10 protein-coding genes are annotated in these 14,395 nt (G+C 71.9%); 1 reads left to right on the forward strand and 9 read right to left on the reverse strand.

The genetic code is table 11. The features are described 5' to 3' along the window. Positions 1–101 precede the first annotated feature (101 nt). A complete protein-coding gene (locus tag AB0E05_RS09215) occupies positions 102–2,216 on the reverse strand; it encodes a phosphocholine-specific phospholipase C (protein WP_361961081.1) in 2,115 nt (704 codons plus the stop codon). Positions 2,217–2,632: 416 nt separating this feature from the next. Here AB0E05_RS09215 and AB0E05_RS09220 point away from each other — a divergent pair, with 416 nt between their 5' ends. Then, positions 2,633–3,532 (forward strand): hypothetical protein, encoded by a 900-nt coding sequence (locus tag AB0E05_RS09220; RefSeq protein WP_361960939.1) that lies wholly within the window; start codon positions 2,633–2,635, stop codon positions 3,530–3,532. Positions 3,533–3,814: 282 nt separating this feature from the next. On the opposite strand, the gene gatB is transcribed toward AB0E05_RS09220, so the two are convergent. The 8 genes from gatB to AB0E05_RS09260 all read right to left on the reverse strand — a co-directional run bounded on the left by gatB (position 3,815) and on the right by AB0E05_RS09260 (position 14,316). Continuing rightward, positions 3,815–5,326, reverse strand: a complete 1,512-nt coding sequence (gene gatB, locus AB0E05_RS09225) for an Asp-tRNA(Asn)/Glu-tRNA(Gln) amidotransferase subunit GatB (protein ID WP_361960941.1) — start codon at positions 5,324–5,326, stop codon at positions 3,815–3,817. A gap of 17 nt (positions 5,327–5,343) precedes the next feature. After that, entirely contained in the window at positions 5,344–5,583 is a 240-nt protein-coding gene (locus tag AB0E05_RS09230; RefSeq protein ID WP_361960943.1) for a hypothetical protein, read from the reverse strand. Then, positions 5,580–7,073 carry an Asp-tRNA(Asn)/Glu-tRNA(Gln) amidotransferase subunit GatA gene (gene gatA / locus AB0E05_RS09235; RefSeq protein WP_361960945.1) on the reverse strand — a complete coding sequence of 498 codons (1,494 nt, stop codon included), beginning with the start codon at positions 7,071–7,073 and terminating at the stop codon, positions 5,580–5,582. The genes AB0E05_RS09230 and gatA overlap by 4 nt, the downstream gene beginning before the upstream one ends. Positions 7,074–7,080: 7 nt before the next feature. Then, positions 7,081–7,377 (reverse strand): Asp-tRNA(Asn)/Glu-tRNA(Gln) amidotransferase subunit GatC, encoded by a 297-nt coding sequence (gatC, locus tag AB0E05_RS09240; protein WP_018845281.1) that lies wholly within the window; start codon positions 7,375–7,377, stop codon positions 7,081–7,083. Between the two features lie 246 nt (positions 7,378–7,623). Then, positions 7,624–9,888 carry a bifunctional diguanylate cyclase/phosphodiesterase gene (locus tag AB0E05_RS09245; RefSeq protein WP_361960947.1) on the reverse strand — a complete coding sequence of 755 codons (2,265 nt, stop codon included), beginning with the start codon at positions 9,886–9,888 and terminating at the stop codon, positions 7,624–7,626. A 356-nt stretch (positions 9,889–10,244) separates the two neighbouring features. Continuing rightward, the gene (gene ligA / locus AB0E05_RS09250) at positions 10,245–12,521 is read right to left on the reverse strand and encodes an NAD-dependent DNA ligase LigA (protein WP_361960949.1); all 2,277 of its coding nucleotides are present in this window, start codon (positions 12,519–12,521) and stop codon (positions 10,245–10,247) included. A gap of 15 nt (positions 12,522–12,536) precedes the next feature. Further along, complete coding sequence (locus tag AB0E05_RS09255; protein ID WP_361960951.1) at positions 12,537–13,535, reverse strand: methionine synthase; 999 nt, start codon at positions 13,533–13,535, stop codon at positions 12,537–12,539. Between the two features lie 91 nt (positions 13,536–13,626). Then, positions 13,627–14,316 (reverse strand): SDR family oxidoreductase, encoded by a 690-nt coding sequence (locus tag AB0E05_RS09260; protein ID WP_361960953.1) that lies wholly within the window; start codon positions 14,314–14,316, stop codon positions 13,627–13,629. Positions 14,317–14,395 lie beyond the last annotated feature (79 nt).

Raw genomic sequence — 14,395 nt, forward strand, 5'->3', positions numbered from 1 at the left:
CACTCTCGCAGTCAATCGTGATCGTTTGTCCCTTTGGGGCTCTTTCGTGGGCTTAGTCACAACCGGTGCCAGGTCGGCGGAAGCGGCCCGTCCGCGCCGGGTCACCCGGAGACGCTGGGCCGGCCGTTCTCGATGTGCCCCATCATCCTGCGGCGGAACGCCGGATCCCGGTCCGCGGTGACCTCCAGGTCGTACCAGCCGTGGGCGTCGGCCGCCGAGTGCACGACGGTGCGGCTGCGTCCCGGCTTCACCCTGATGGTGCGCGTCCAGTCAGCGAGGTCGGCGTCGTCCACGTACGCCAGCGGGCGGACGGTGAAGGTGACGGATGAGGTGCCGGTGTTGCGCAGGACGAGGTGCAGATCGCGGTCGTGGTGGTCGACCGCGGTGGTCACCTCCGGCCCGCGGCTGCGCGCCGCGGTGCCGGAGAACTCCCGGCGGAAGCCGCCTGGCCCGATGACGGTGAACCGGTACGCGCCCCCGGTGACGCCGGCGAGCGGCACCGTCCACCGCGCCGTGCCCTGCACGTCCCGGTGCTGGGGCCCGGCGAACTCCCCCGCGTACGGGTAGAGGGCGAGGTGCGCGCTCGACCGTCCGGCGTTGGTCACGGTGAGTTCGAAGGCGTCGCCCGCGATCCGGCCGTGCGCGTCCGGCTGGTACGGCAGCGGGCGGGCCGGGCGGCTCCCCGGCTCCTGCCGCGGCATCCGCTGCACCTGCGGCGGCTTCGGCCGCCACCGCTCGCTGAGGGGCGGTACGGCGCCCGGTGGTTCGACCTCGGGGCCCGGGCGGGCGCGTCGGAAGTCGAACGCGGACGTCAGGTCGCCGACGACGGTGCGCCGCCAGGCGCCGATGTTGGGCTCCCGCACCCCGGTCCAGCGCTCCAGGAAGCGGACCACGGAGGTGTGGTCGAAGACCTCGGAGCAGACGTAGCCGCCGACGGACCAGGGCGAGACGACGAGCATCGGCACCCGGACGCCGAGCCCGGTGGGCCGGCCCTGCCACCACTCGGCCGTGACCTCGCTGGGGGCGACGGGCGGCGGCACGTGGTCGAAGAAGCCGTCGTTCTCGTCGTAGGTGATCAGCAGCACGGTGCGCCGCCACACCTCGGGGTGGCGACCGAGCGCGTCCAGCACCCGGTAGACGATCGAGGCGCTGTGGGCGGGCGAGGAGACGCTCGGGTGCTCGGAGTCGACGGCCGACGGCACCAGGTAGGAGACCTCCGGCAGGGTGCCGTCGGCCACGTCCCGGGCGAACTCCTCGGCCAGCGTCCCCGTCGGCACCCTGCGCAGCCCGCGCTCGAAGAGGCTGCGCCGCTCCGCGTCGAGGCCGGCGACGCCTTCCTCCAGCAGGGCCAGCAGCCGGGCCCGCTCGGTCGCGTCGCGCGCGTCGCGCACGGCGGCGTAGAAGGACTCCATGTAGGTGTGGCCGCCGGTCCGGGCGAGCGCGGCGCGGGCGACGCCCTTGAAGGTGGTGAAGAACTCGATCTGGTTGTCGGTGAAGTTCTCCCACTCCGTGTACGTCTTCCAGCTCCGCCCCGCCCGCTCCAGGCGCTCGGCGTAGGTGGTCCAGCCGTAGCCGGGGTGGGTGGCCTCCGCGTACGCGTCGTTGCCGACGGCCCGCGCACCGCTGGCCTCGAAGCCGGTCCAGCCGCTCCACAGGTGGTTGCGGTTGGGGCTGGTGGAGCTGTGGACGGAGGAGTGGTACGCGTCGCAGACGGTGAAGGTGTCCGCCAGCTCGTAGTGCAGGGGCAGGTCGCGCCGGTCGTAGTACGCCATGGTCGCGGCGGACTTGGCGGTGACCCAGCCGTTCATCCATCCGCCGCCCCATGCCTTGGCGCCGCCGCTGAAGGAGTGGTCGAGGGCGCCTATGTGCTGGAGGTCCTTCTGCTGGACCTCGGCGGCCTCGCGCACCGAGAAGGGCAGCACGGCGCCGCCGGGGGCGGGCTGCTCGAAGACGGGGGCGCCGGTGGGCAGCGTCACGGCGTTGCGGTCGCCGAAGCCCCGCACGCCGCGGAGGGAGCCGAAGTAGTGGTCGAAGGAACGGTTCTCCTGCATCAGCACCACGACGTGCCGCACCTGGTCGAGACCGCCGCGCTCCGCCGGGGGTTCGGCGGCGAGCGCCGTGCGCAGGGAGGGCGGCAGGAACGACCCGACGGTGGACGCGGCGACCGCGGAGGCGCCGACGGCCCCGCCGAGGGCGAGGAGCCTACGGCGCGACACGTCGTGCCGGTCTTCCCCGGGCGGTGCTTGGTGCCGTGCGCTGCCCGGGGTGTCCGGGACGCCCGTGTGATCCGTGGACACGTGATCTCCTCCATGGTCCGGTGCCGCAGCGGCGACGCTACGCGGGGCGGGTGGCCCCGCGGCGTCCCGCGCAGAACGGCACGGTGAACACGCGTGGTGCCGAGGGCCGCGGACGCAGGTACTGGTACAGGTTCTCGTTCCGTCGTGGTGCGAATGATCCATGCAAACGCCCGCACTGGCCAGCCACCGACGGCGCATATGCCCCGGTCTTGACGTAACGTCAATTCACTCTGCACGCCCGCCAACCGGGCAGGACGCGACCGACCGACCACCCGTCAGGGCACGCCGTGATTAACCCCGGGACCGTTGTCGGTGACGACTGGCACGATGGGTTCATGGAGACGATGGGGACCAACCAGCCGATCCTGGATCCGTACGCCGCGGCCGAGTTGGCCCGGGTGCTGCACGACTCCCCCGGCGGGTTCCTCGGCCGCGAGCCGGTCCCGGTGCACGCCTTCGCCCCCGGCGCCTCCCTGCGCGAGCGGCGGGAGTCCTTCGCCGAGGTGTACGGCACGATCGTGGCCCGCATCGGCGAGCCGACGCTCTACGGCGGCTCGGCCTACGGCCCCAACGTCCGCTGGCGCAGCGCCGAGCGGACCGTCCTGCTCCACTGCGCCGGTCACTGGGCCCTGCTCTCCGCCCACCACACGGAGTCCCTGGAGAGCGCCGAGGACCGCTCGTTCGCCTGGAGCGGTCCCTGGGCGGCGACCGAGCCGCACGAGTTCGACCTGCTGCCGTACGTCTGGCAGCTCGACCGCGGCGGCCCCGGCGAGCAGCCGTCCGAGCGCCCCGCCGGCCGGATGGCCTCCTGCCTGGAGCACTTCGAGGCCGCCCTGGAGCTGACGCTGGCGGCCTGGGTCGAGCAGCTCCCGGTGCAGGTCGGGGGCGACTGGGCCGGATTCACGCTGACCAGCAGCGCCGACCGCGGCCGCCGCCTCCAGGTGTCGTACGCCCTGGAGGACGGCCTGCACGTCTCCGTCGACGACCGCGACGGCGAGGACACCCCCGAGCGGTCCTCCCTGATGCGCGCCCGCGGCTGGCAGTCCCGCGACCGCGGCTGGTGGCAGGCGGAGTTCCCCGCGCCGGAGCGGCCCGAGACCTCGGAGGCGGCCCGCCTCACCCTGACCGAACTCCGCGCCCGCGGCACCCGCGCCCCGAAGGAGCTCCGCGCGCGCGACGTCAGCTGCAAGGACCGCGGCGAACTGCTCCTGCCCGGCCTGGGCATACGCCACTAGGGTCTTTCGTTTGGATCAGGCATGGGTGAATGGGGGTCCCCCCACGCCCTCCGGGCGCAGGGGGAGGGGTCTGGTGCCGTGGATCGCAAGGCGGAGGATGGGGGCACCTCCGAGGCCGAAGGCCCAGGAGGAATGGTGCCAGGGCATGCGAACCCAGCAAGATCCGGACGAGAGGCCCCAGGAAGCGTACGGGCCGGCGGCGCCCCTACGGGTCGGCCACGACGCGAGGGGCGGCCCCCACCCGGTGGTGGGGGCCGCCCCTGTTGCGTACAGCCCTGAGCGTCAGCCTTCGGTGACGCCCAGCTTCTCCAGGATCAGCTCCTTGACGCGGGCCGCGTCCGCCTGGCCGCGGGTGGCCTTCATGACCGCCCCCACGAGCGCACCGGCCGCCGCCACCTTGCCGCCGCGGATCTTGTCCGCGACCGCCGCGTTCTGGGCGATGGCCTCGTCGACGGCCGCCCCGAGCGCGCCCTCGTCGGACACCACCTTCAGGCCGCGCTTGTCGACGACGGCGTCCGGGTCGCCCTCGCCCTCGAGCACGCCCTCGATGACCTGGCGGGCCAGCTTGTCGTTCAGGTCGCCCGTGGCGACCAGCTCGGCGACCCGGGCCACCTGCACCGGCGTGATCGGCAGCTCGTCGAGCCCGCGACCGGACTCGTTGGCGTTCCGGGCCAGCTCGCCCATCCACCACTTGCGTGCCTGGTCGGCCGGCGCGCCCGCGTCCGTCGTGGCGACGATCAGGTCGACCGCGCCCGCGTTCAGGATCGACTGCATGTCGTGCGCGGAGACCCCCCACTCCTCACGGAGCCGGTTGCGGCGCACCCGCGGCAGCTCGGGCAGGGTGCCCCGCAGCTCCTCGACCCACGCGCGGGCCGGGGCGACCGGGACGAGGTCGGGCTCCGGGAAGTACCGGTAGTCCTCGGCCTCCTCCTTCACCCGGCCGGACGTCGTGGAGCCGTCGTCCTCGTGGAAGTGCCGGGTCTCCTGGACGATCGTCCCGCCCGACTCCAGGACGGCGGCGTGCCGCTGGATCTCGTACGTCGCCGCCCGCTCGACCGAGCGCAGCGAGTTGACGTTCTTGGTCTCGGAGCGGGTGCCGAACGTCGACGAGCCCTTGGGCATCAGCGACAGGTTCACGTCGCACCGCATCTGGCCCATCTCCATGCGCGCCTCGGAGACCCCGAGCGCGCGGATCAGCTCCCGCAGCTCGGCGACGTACGCCCGGGCGACCTCGGGCGCGCGCTCGCCCGCTCCGACGATCGGCTTGGTGACGATCTCGATGAGCGGGATGCCGGCTCGGTTGTAGTCCAGCAGGGAGTGGGACGCGCCGTGGATGCGGCCGGTGGCACCGCCGACGTGCGTCGACTTGCCGGTGTCCTCCTCCATGTGGGCGCGCTCGATCTCCACGCGGAAGACCTCGCCGTCCTCCAGCTGGACGTCGAGGTAGCCGTTGAAGGCGATCGGCTCGTCGTACTGGGAGGTCTGGAAGTTCTTCGGCATGTCCGGATAGAAGTAGTTCTTCCGGGCGAAGCGGCACCACTCGGCGATCTCGCAGTTCAGCGCGAGACCGATCTTGATCGCGGACTCGACGCCGATCGCGTTGACGACCGGCAGCGACCCGGGCAGCCCCAGACAGGTCGGACACGTCTGCGCGTTGGGCTCCGCGCCCAGCTCCGTGGAGCAGCCGCAGAACATCTTGGTCTTCGTACCGAGTTCGACATGGACCTCCAGGCCCATGACGGGGTCGTACTCGGCGAGCGCCGCCTCGTACGACACCAGTTCAGTGACGGTCACAGTAGAAACTTTCCCTCTCAGCCCAGCAGGACGTCGTCATCGCCGATGCGCTTGAGCTCGCGCACCAGCAGGGCGATGCCGGTGACGATGGCGGCCCCGGTGATCACGGCGTCGACCAGCCGCAGCGCGTCGTGCTCGCTACGGGCCTTCTGCACCTGCTTGGCGACGCTGACGGCGCCGAACGCCGTCGTGCCGATGGACAGGTACGTGCCCGCCTTGGACTTCTTGAAGCCCTTGGCCTTGCTCAGTGCGTTCACAGGGACGGTGCCTCCTCCAGGAGTGGGTGACCCCACTTTTCCACGAACGCGGCCTCGACGGCGGCGCCGACCTTGTACAGCCGGTCGTCCTTCATGGCGGGGGCGATGATCTGCAGACCGACCGGGAGGCCGTCCTCGGGGGCGAGGCCGCAGGGCAGCGACATCGCCGCGTTGCCCGCCAGGTTGGTCGGGATGGTGCACACGTCGGCGAGGTACATCGCCATCGGGTCGTCGGCCCGCTCCCCGATCGGGAACGCGGTCGTCGGCGTCGACGGCGAGACGATCACGTCGACCTGCTCGAAGGCCCGCTCGAAGTCCTGCTTGATCAGGGTGCGGACCTTCTGGGCGCTGCCGTAGTACGCGTCGTAGTAGCCGGAGCTGAGGGCGTACGTGCCGAGCATGATCCGACGCTTGACCTCGTCGCCGAAGCCGGCCTCGCGGGTGAGCGAGGTGACTTCCTCGGCCGACTTCGTGCCGTCGTCGCCGACGCGCAGTCCGTAGCGCATGGCGTCGAAGCGCGCGAGGTTCGAGGAGCACTCGGACGGCGCGATGAGGTAGTACGCCGACAGGGCGAGGTCGAAGGACGGGCAGTCCAGCTCGACGATCTCCGCGCCCAGCTCCTTCAGCAGGACGACGGACTCGTCGAAGCGCTGGACGACGCCGGCCTGGTAGCCCTCGCCGCGGAACTGCTTGACGACGCCGACGCGCATGCCCGCCACGCTGCCGTTGCGGGCGGCCTCGACGACCGGGGGGACCGGGGCGTCGATGGAGGTCGAGTCCAACGGGTCGTGGCCCGCGATGACCTCGTGCAGCAGCGCCGCGTCCAGGACCGTACGGGCGCACGGCCCGCCCTGGTCGAGCGAGGACGAGAAGGCGACCATGCCGTAGCGGGAGACGCCGCCGTACGTGGGCTTGACACCGACCGTGCCGGTGACCGACGCGGGCTGGCGGATCGAGCCGCCGGTGTCCGTGCCGATCGCCAGCGGGGCCTCGTACGCGGCGAGCGCGGCGCTGGAGCCGCCGCCGGAACCGCCGGGGATCCGGGTGAGGTCCCAGGGGTTGCCCGTCACGCCGTACGCGCTGTTCTCGGTCGACGAACCCATGGCGAACTCGTCCATGTTCGTCTTGCCGAGGATGACGACGTCCGCTTCCTTCAGCTTGCGCGTGAGGGTGGCGTCGTACGGCGGGATCCAGCCTTCGAGGATCTTCGAGCCGACGGTCGTCGGGATGCCCTCGGTGGTGAAGATGTCCTTGAGCGCGAGCGGGACGCCCGCGAGGGGACCCAGTTCCTCGCCGGCGGCGCGCTTGGCGTCCACGGCGCGGGCCTGCGCGAGGGCGCCCTCCCGATCGACGTGCAGGAAGGCGTGCACCTTCTCGTCGACGGCGGCGATCCGAGCCAGGTGGGCCTCGGTGACCTCGACGGCGGTCAGCTCGCCGGAGGCGATCTTCGCGGCGATCTCGGCCGCGGTGAGCTTGATGATGTCCGTCATGACGTTCTCAGTCCTCCCCCAGGATCTGCGGCACCTTGAAGCGCTGCTGCTCCTGGGCCGGGGCGCCGGAGAGCGCCTGCTCGGGAGTGAGCGACGGACGGACCTCGTCGGCGCGCATGACGTTCGTCAGCGGCAGAGGGTGGGAGGTCGGGGGTACGTCCTGGTCGGCGACCTCTGCGACACGGGCGACCGCGCCGATGATGTCGTCGAGCTGACCTGCGAAGTGATCGAGTTCCTCGCCGGACAACTCCAGACGTGCCAGCCGGGCGAGGTGGGCGACCTCCTCGCGCGTGATGCCAGGCATGCGGAGATCCTCATCAGGGTGAGTGTTGGTTTTCCCCAATCCTATGGGTCGCCCCCGCCCTGGCACGAAACGGCTGCCTCACCACCGCTCTCCAGGACCCCCACCGCCCGGTGACGGCCAACGCGCCCGCAGGACCACGACGAGCTTGCCAGGGCGCGAGGAACTGCGCGAGAACCACCCGCCGGCCCGCGGACGGGCCACGGGCCGAACCTCAACGGCGTACCCCGCACCCCGCCCGCGAAAGCCTCACCGCACCGCCCGCCCCGACGTCTCGCCGGTCTCCAGGTCCGGCGACGGCCGCCCCGCACCCGCCGCGCTCGCCGTGGCCGGCGCGGCCATCGGAGCCGCTGGAGTCCCCGCACTCGCGGGCGCCGAGTCCCCCGAAGCAACCGGCGCAGCCGAAACCGCAGCCGAGACCCCACCGGCTCCGCCGTCCTCCTGCCGGTGCCACCCGCGCTCCCCCCGCGCCCGCAGCCACGCCGTCGTCTCCTGCGGCGGCATCGCCGCGGCGACCAACCATCCCTGGACCGCGTCGCACCCCAGGTCCCGCAGCCGCTCCCAGGTCTCGTCGTCCTCCACGCCCTCCGCGACGACCAGCAGCCCCAACGAGTGGGCGAGATCGACCGTGCAGCGCACGATCTCCGCGTCCTGCGCGTCGACGGCCAGCCGCGCCACGAAGGAACGGTCGATCTTCAGCTCGCTCACCGGCAGCCGACGGAGGTGGACGAGGGAGGAGTACCCCGTACCGAAGTCGTCGAGCGACATGCGCACGCCGTGGTCGCAGAGCCCCGCGAGGGTGTCCGCGGCCCGCTGCGGGTCCTCCAGCAGCACGTGCTCCGTTATCTCCAGTTGGAGCGCCCCCGCGGGCACCCCGTGCCGCGCCAACCGCGCCGCTACGGAACCGGCGAACCCGGGGGTGTGGACGTCGCGCGGCGACACGTTGACCGCCACCGGCACCTTCAGCCCCTGCGAGCGCCACTTCGCCACCTGCGCGAGCGCGGTGTCCAGGACGTACTCGGTGAGGTGCGGCATCAGCCCGGAGGACTCGGCGATCGCGATGAACTCGTCGGGTGGGACGCGCCCGCGCTCCGGGTGCACCCAGCGGACCAGCGCCTCAAGTCCGGCGACCTGACCGTCGAAACGGACCTTCGGCTGGTAGTGCAGCTCCACCTCGTGCGCGTCCAGTGCCCGCCGCAGGTCTCCGAGGAGCCCGAGGCGGTCGGGTGTGTTGCTGTCCCGCTTGGACTCGTACACCTCCACGCCCGTGCGGTCGCGCTTGGCCTGGTACATCGCCACGTCGGCCCGGCGCAGCAGCCCCTCCGCGTCCAGCGCGTGGTCGGGGAAGACGGCGACCCCGGCGCTGGCCTCCAGCACGAGGGTCAGCCCGTCGAGGTCGAGCGGCGACGAGAGCTCCGCGGCGAGTTGACGGGCGACGCGCTGCGCGCTGGTGATGGAGTCCGCCGTCGGCAGCAGTACGGCGAACTCGTCGCCGCCGAGCCGCGCGGCCTCCGCACCGCGCGGCAGCGCCTGCCGCAGCCGCTGGGCTATCTGCAACAACAGTCGGTCACCGGCGAGGTGTCCGAGCGTGTCGTTGACGGAGCGGAAGCGGTCGAGGTCGATCAGGACGAGCGCGGCGCGCGTGCCCTGGCCCTCCGCGTCCTCCAACGCCGTCCAGGTGCGCTCCAGTAGCCACTGCCGGTTCGGCAACCCGGTGAGCGGGTCCCTCAGTTGCTCCTCGGCCCGGACCCGGGCGATCCACAGCGTGGAGTCCAGCGCGATCAGCGGTACGGCGAACAGCGGCAGCAGCAGCGGCCGGGAGACGGCGACCACGCAGATCAGGGGCGCGATCCCGAGGAGTGCGACGGCCACCAGGCCCTGTCGGATCAGGGCGGTGCGGGCGATCGTCGGCAGTCCGCTGCTCTGCGGCGCGAGCACGTACCAGAGCAGCAGCCGGGTGACCAGGAGATAGGTGACGGCGGCGAGCAGGACTTCCGGCGCGGCCCCGATCCCCCAGTCGAGTGGGGACCAGGGCCGCTCGACGCTGGGCAGGCGGTCGAAGAAGGACAGGACGAGGGCCGCGGTCCCGACGCCGAGCACGTCGACGGAGCCGTGCAGCGCGCCGTGGCGCCAGCGGTGGCGCCGGGCCGTGCCGACCAGGGTGACGACGGCGAGGCTCACCAGTCCGGCCGGCACCCAGCCGTACAGGAGGAGCACGGCGAGGGTGAGCGCCGCGCCCGACCCCGTACCGCCCCACCAGCGGTCGCGGCCCATGGCCACCAGATGGGCGACGACGATGCCGGTGAGCACCGCGAGCGACCAGCCGGCGGTGGCGTCGGGGAACAGCGCCCGGCCCTCCTGCACGGCGGCGAAGACGCCGGTGCCCATGACGAGCACCGCGCCGGCGGCCACGGCGACGGGAAGTCCGGGTGACATGCCCGCGAGCCCACTGGCGAGGGCCGCCGCGTACCCCCGGGGCCGCGGGACCGGGGCGGCGCTCTCAGTCGGTTCCATTCCCGTCCCTCTCACAGCCGGTGGTGCCGATGCCTCGCGTGGTTACGTGGTCATGCCACCACGACCGAAATCCCACCACGCAGCCGTGCACGACAGGCGCACGTCTCAACAGTAGGCCGCGGCAGGCTCCGACGGGCAGCGCTCTACAGCTCTTGCCCGAATGCGACCGGACCACCCTTATCCATCTGCTATGCGCCGAACGGGTGACTGTTACCGGTCGCCACCGGGGCGGGCAGGACGTCTGGTTCTCATCCCTTACGCCCTGTTCGACCACTGCTGAGAGGTCGTCACCCACCTTGTCCACGCCGCCCTCACTCCGTGTCAGCGTTCACCGGAGGGCACTCGGACCCCCGCCGTCACTCCTCCACGGGCACAGCAGCCTCACGAGCCGCATCCGCCCCCTGCTCCAGGAGGATCACCAGACCGTCCTCGTTCAAAACCGGCACCTTGAGCTGCATCGCCTTGTCGTACTTCGAGCCCGGGTTGTCACCGACGACGACGAAGCCCGTCTTCTTCGACACGGATCCGGTCACTTTCGCGCCGAGGTTCTGGAGCGCCTCTTTTGCGCCATCCCTGGTGTAGTTGACGAGGGTGCCGGTGACGACGACGGTCAGACCTTCGAGCGGGCGGGGCGCCTGCTCCTCCCCCGCGCCCTCCTCCTCCATCCGGACGCCCGCGGCCCGCCACTTGCGCAGGATCTCCTGGTGCCACTCCTCCGCGAACCACTGCTTCAGCGAGGCGGCGATGATCGCGCCGACGCCGTCCGTGGCCGCCAGCTCCTCCTCGGTGGCCTCCTGGATGCGGTCGATCGAGCGGAACTCCCGGGCCAGCGCCTCCGCCGCGACCGGACCCACGTGCCGGATGGAGAGGCCGGTCAACACCCGGGCGAGCGGCCGGTCCTTGGCCGCTTCGATGCTCTCCAGCAGCGCGAGGGTGTTCTTCTTGGCCTCGCCCTGCTGGTTGGCGAAGACGGTCGCCTTCTTCTCCTGGCCGTCCGGGTCCAGCTTGGGCAGTCCGCTGTCCTGGTCGAGGACGTACGCCACGATCGGCAGCAGTTGCTCGACCTTGAGGCCGAACAGATCTCCCTCGTCCTTCAGCGGCGGCTCCGCGGGCTCCAGCGGCCGGGTGAGCGCTGCGGCGGTGACGTAACCGAAGTGGTCGATGTCGAAGGCCCTGCGGCCGGCGAGATAGAACAGCCGCTCCCGCAACTGGGCGGGGCAGGACCGGGCGTTGGGGCAGCGAAGATCGACGTCGCCCTCCTTCATGGGCCGCAGCGCAGTCCCGCACTCCGGGCAGTCGGCCGGCATCACGAACTCCCGCTCGCTGCCGTCGCGCAGGTCCGCCACCGGCCCCAGGATCTCGGGGATGACGTCACCGGCCTTGCGCAACACGACCGTGTCCCCGATGAGGACGCCCTTGGCCTTGACCACGTCCTGGTTGTGCAGGGTGGCGAACTCGACCTCGGAGCCGGCCACCTTCACCGGCTCCACCTGCGCGTACGGGGTGACGCGACCGGTGCGGCCGACACCGACCCGGATGTTCACCAGCTTGGTGTTGACCTCCTCCGGGGGGTACTTCCAGGCGATCGCCCACCGCGGCGCCCGCGAGGTGGAGCCCAACCGCCCCTGGAGCGGGATCTCGTCCAGCTTGACGACCACCCCGTCGATCTCGTGCTCCACGGAGTGGCGGTTCTTGCCGTAGTACGCGATGAACTCCCGGACGCCGTCCAGGGAGTCGACCACCTTGAAGTGCCGCGAGGTGGGCAGGCCCCACTCGCGCAGCAGCTCGTAGGCGTGCGACAGGCAGTCGATGTCGAAGCCGTCACGGGCCCCGATGCCGTGCACCACCATGTGCAGCGGCAGGGTCGCCGTGACCTTCGGGTCCTTCTGACGCAGGGATCCGGAAGCGGAGTTGCGCGGATTGGCATACGGCTGCTCGCCGGCGGCCACGCGACGCGCGTTGAGCTCCTGGAAGGCGTCCATCGGGAAGAAGACCTCGCCGCGGATCTCGACGAGGTCCGGGATCCGGTCGCCGGACAGCCGTTCGGGGATGTCGGCGATGGTGCGGATGTTGGGTGTGATCTCTTCGCCGACGCGGCCGTCACCCCGGGTCGCGGCCCGTACGAGCCGGCCCTTCTCATACGTGAGGTTCACCGCGAGGCCGTCGATCTTCAGCTCGCACAGGAAGTGGAAGTCCGTGGTGCCGACGTCGCGCGCGACCCGCTCCGCCCAGGCGGTCAACTCCTCCTCGTCGAAGGCGTTGTCCAGGGAGAGCATCCGCTGCCGGTGCTCGACCTTGGTGAGCTCGGTCTCGTAGTGACCGGCGACCTTCTGGGTGGGCGAATCGGGCGTGCGCAGCGCCGGATACCGCTCCTCCAGGGCTTCCAGGGAGCGCATCAGCGTGTCGAACTCGCCGTCGCTGATGACCGGCTGGTCCTTCACGTAGTACCGGAAGCGGTGCTCGTCGATCTGCTCGGCGAGCTGGGCGTGCTCCTCGCGCGCCCGTGCCGGCAGGTCGGCGTCGCCCTGCACCGCCGACAGGTCCGCCTCGTCCGTCCCGTTCCGCACGTCCTGTGAGGGCTCTTCAGTCCGCTCTTCGCCAGTCACCGTCTCGTCCTCCCGATTCCCCGGCATTGCCCCGTCACCCCGTCACTCAGGGTGTTCTGCGAGTGATCTCGCGGCCCGGACGCAGTGGGCGAGCGCGGCCCGTGCGTACGCCGGAGAGGCGCCCGCCAGACCACAGGTCGGGGTGATGACCACGGACTCGCTCAGAGTCCCCGGATTCAGTCCCAGCCTGCGCCACAACGTCCTGACACCCATGACGCTACCTGCCGGGTCTGACAATGCGGTGTCAGTGGACGGCACGACGCCCGCGAAGAGTCGGACGCCGCTCTCGACCGACTCGCCGATCGCCTCCTCGTCACGCTCGGTGAGCAGGCCGAAGTCGAAGGAGATGCCGGCCGCGCCGGCCCGCCGCAACAGCGCGAAGGGCACGTCGGGCGCGCAGGAGTGCACCACGGCGACCTCGTCGCCGATCACGTCCCGCAGCGCCCCTTCCACGATCTGACGGTCCACCGCCCGGTGCGTGCGGTAGCCGCTGGCGGTCTTGACCTGCCCGCGCAGCACGGCGGTCAGCGACGGCTCGTCCAGTTGGAGCGCCAGCCGGGCGCCGGGCACCCGACGGCGCACCTGCGCCAGGTGCGCCCGCAGCCCCTCGGTGAGCGAGCCGACGAGGTCGCGGCAGGCACCGGGGTCGGCGAGCGCCGACTCCCCGTTGCGCAGCTCCAACGCGGCGGCGAGCGTCCACGGCCCGACGGCCTGGACCTTCAGCGGCCCCTGGTAGCCCTGGGTGAACTCCTCCAGGGCGTCCAGGTCCTCGCCGAGCCAGGAGACGGCCCGGCGGGTGTCGCGGCCCGGCCGGTCGCTGATGCGCCAGCCGCTGGGCTCGACGTGCGCGTACACCTCGACGAGGAGCCCCAGGGTCCGTCCGATCATGTCGGCGCCGGGTCCCCGGGCGGGCAGTTCGAAGAGGTGGGGAAAGTCCTCGAAGGACCCCGTGACGGTCTTCGCCGCCTCCCGGGCGTCGCCCCCGGGCATGGACCCGACGCCGGTGGCCGGACCCCAGCTGAACTCGCGCTTCTCACTCACCCCGGCAGCGTACGTGCCGTTCGGCGACGGGTGCTCGCCACGGTCCCGACCGGCCCGGCTTCCCGGCGCCGGAGGCCGGGCCGGTACGCGCTCAGCGACCCGGCCGTACGGTCAGGTCGTTGATCTCGGCGTCCTTGGGCAGGTCGATCGCGGTGATGAGGGCCGTGGCGACCGACTCCGGGTCGATCCAGCGCGCCGGGTCGTACTCCTTGCCCTCCTGCGAGTGGACCTTCGCCTGCATGGGGCTCGCGGTGCGGCCGGGGTAGACGGAGGTGACCCGTACGCCGTTGTCGTGCTCCTCCGCCCGGAGGGAGTCGGCGAGGGCCTTCAGACCGTGCTTGGAGGCGGCGTACGCGCTCCACTCGGCGCTCGCCCGCAGCCCGGCGCCGGAGTTCACGAACACCACGTGCCCCTGCGAGACGCGCAGTTGTGGCAGGAGGAGCCGGGTCAGCTCGGCCGGGGCGACGAGGTTGGTGTTGAGCTGCTGGTGCCAGGTGACGGGGCGCAGGTCGGCGACGGGGCCGAGGTCGACCACGCCGGCGATGTGCAGCAGGGAGTCCAGCCGGTCCGGCAGCTCCTGGTGGGACAGGGCCCAGGAGATGCGGTCGGGGTCGGACAGGTCGGCCACGAGCGTGCGCGCACCCGGGTAGCGCGCGGCGAACTCCTTGGCCCGTCCGGCGTCGCGGGCCAGCAGTACGAGGTCGTCGCCCCGGGCGTGCAGCCGGGCGGCGACGGCGGCACCGATGCCGGAACCGGCTCCGGTGATCACATGGGTCGTCATGGCGCCCATGCTCGCACCCGCGCCCCCGGTGACGGAAAACGTGGCGGCGCCCACGGCGTCCCCCGTGTGTACGACGGGC

The sequence above is a fragment of the Streptomyces sp. NPDC048057 genome (assembly GCF_040653095.1).
Classification (GTDB): domain Bacteria; phylum Actinomycetota; class Actinomycetes; order Streptomycetales; family Streptomycetaceae; genus Streptomyces.

Bases quoted from the DNA above. Each gene is read 5' to 3' on its own strand.
- gatC (WP_018845281.1), bottom strand. From the start codon at position 7,377: ATGCCTGGCATCACGCGCGAGGAGGTCGCCCACCTCGCCCGGCTGGCA.
- ligA (WP_361960949.1), bottom strand. From the start codon at position 12,521: ATGCCGGGGAATCGGGAGGACGAGACGGTGACTGGCGAAGAGCGGACT.
- AB0E05_RS09260 (WP_361960953.1), bottom strand. From the start codon at position 14,316: ATGACGACCCATGTGATCACCGGAGCCGGTTCCGGCATCGGTGCCGCC.
- gatA (WP_361960945.1), bottom strand. From the start codon at position 7,073: ATGACGGACATCATCAAGCTCACCGCGGCCGAGATCGCCGCGAAGATC.
- AB0E05_RS09245 (WP_361960947.1), bottom strand. From the start codon at position 9,888: ATGGAACCGACTGAGAGCGCCGCCCCGGTCCCGCGGCCCCGGGGGTAC.
- AB0E05_RS09220 (WP_361960939.1), top strand. From the start codon at position 2,633: ATGGAGACGATGGGGACCAACCAGCCGATCCTGGATCCGTACGCCGCG.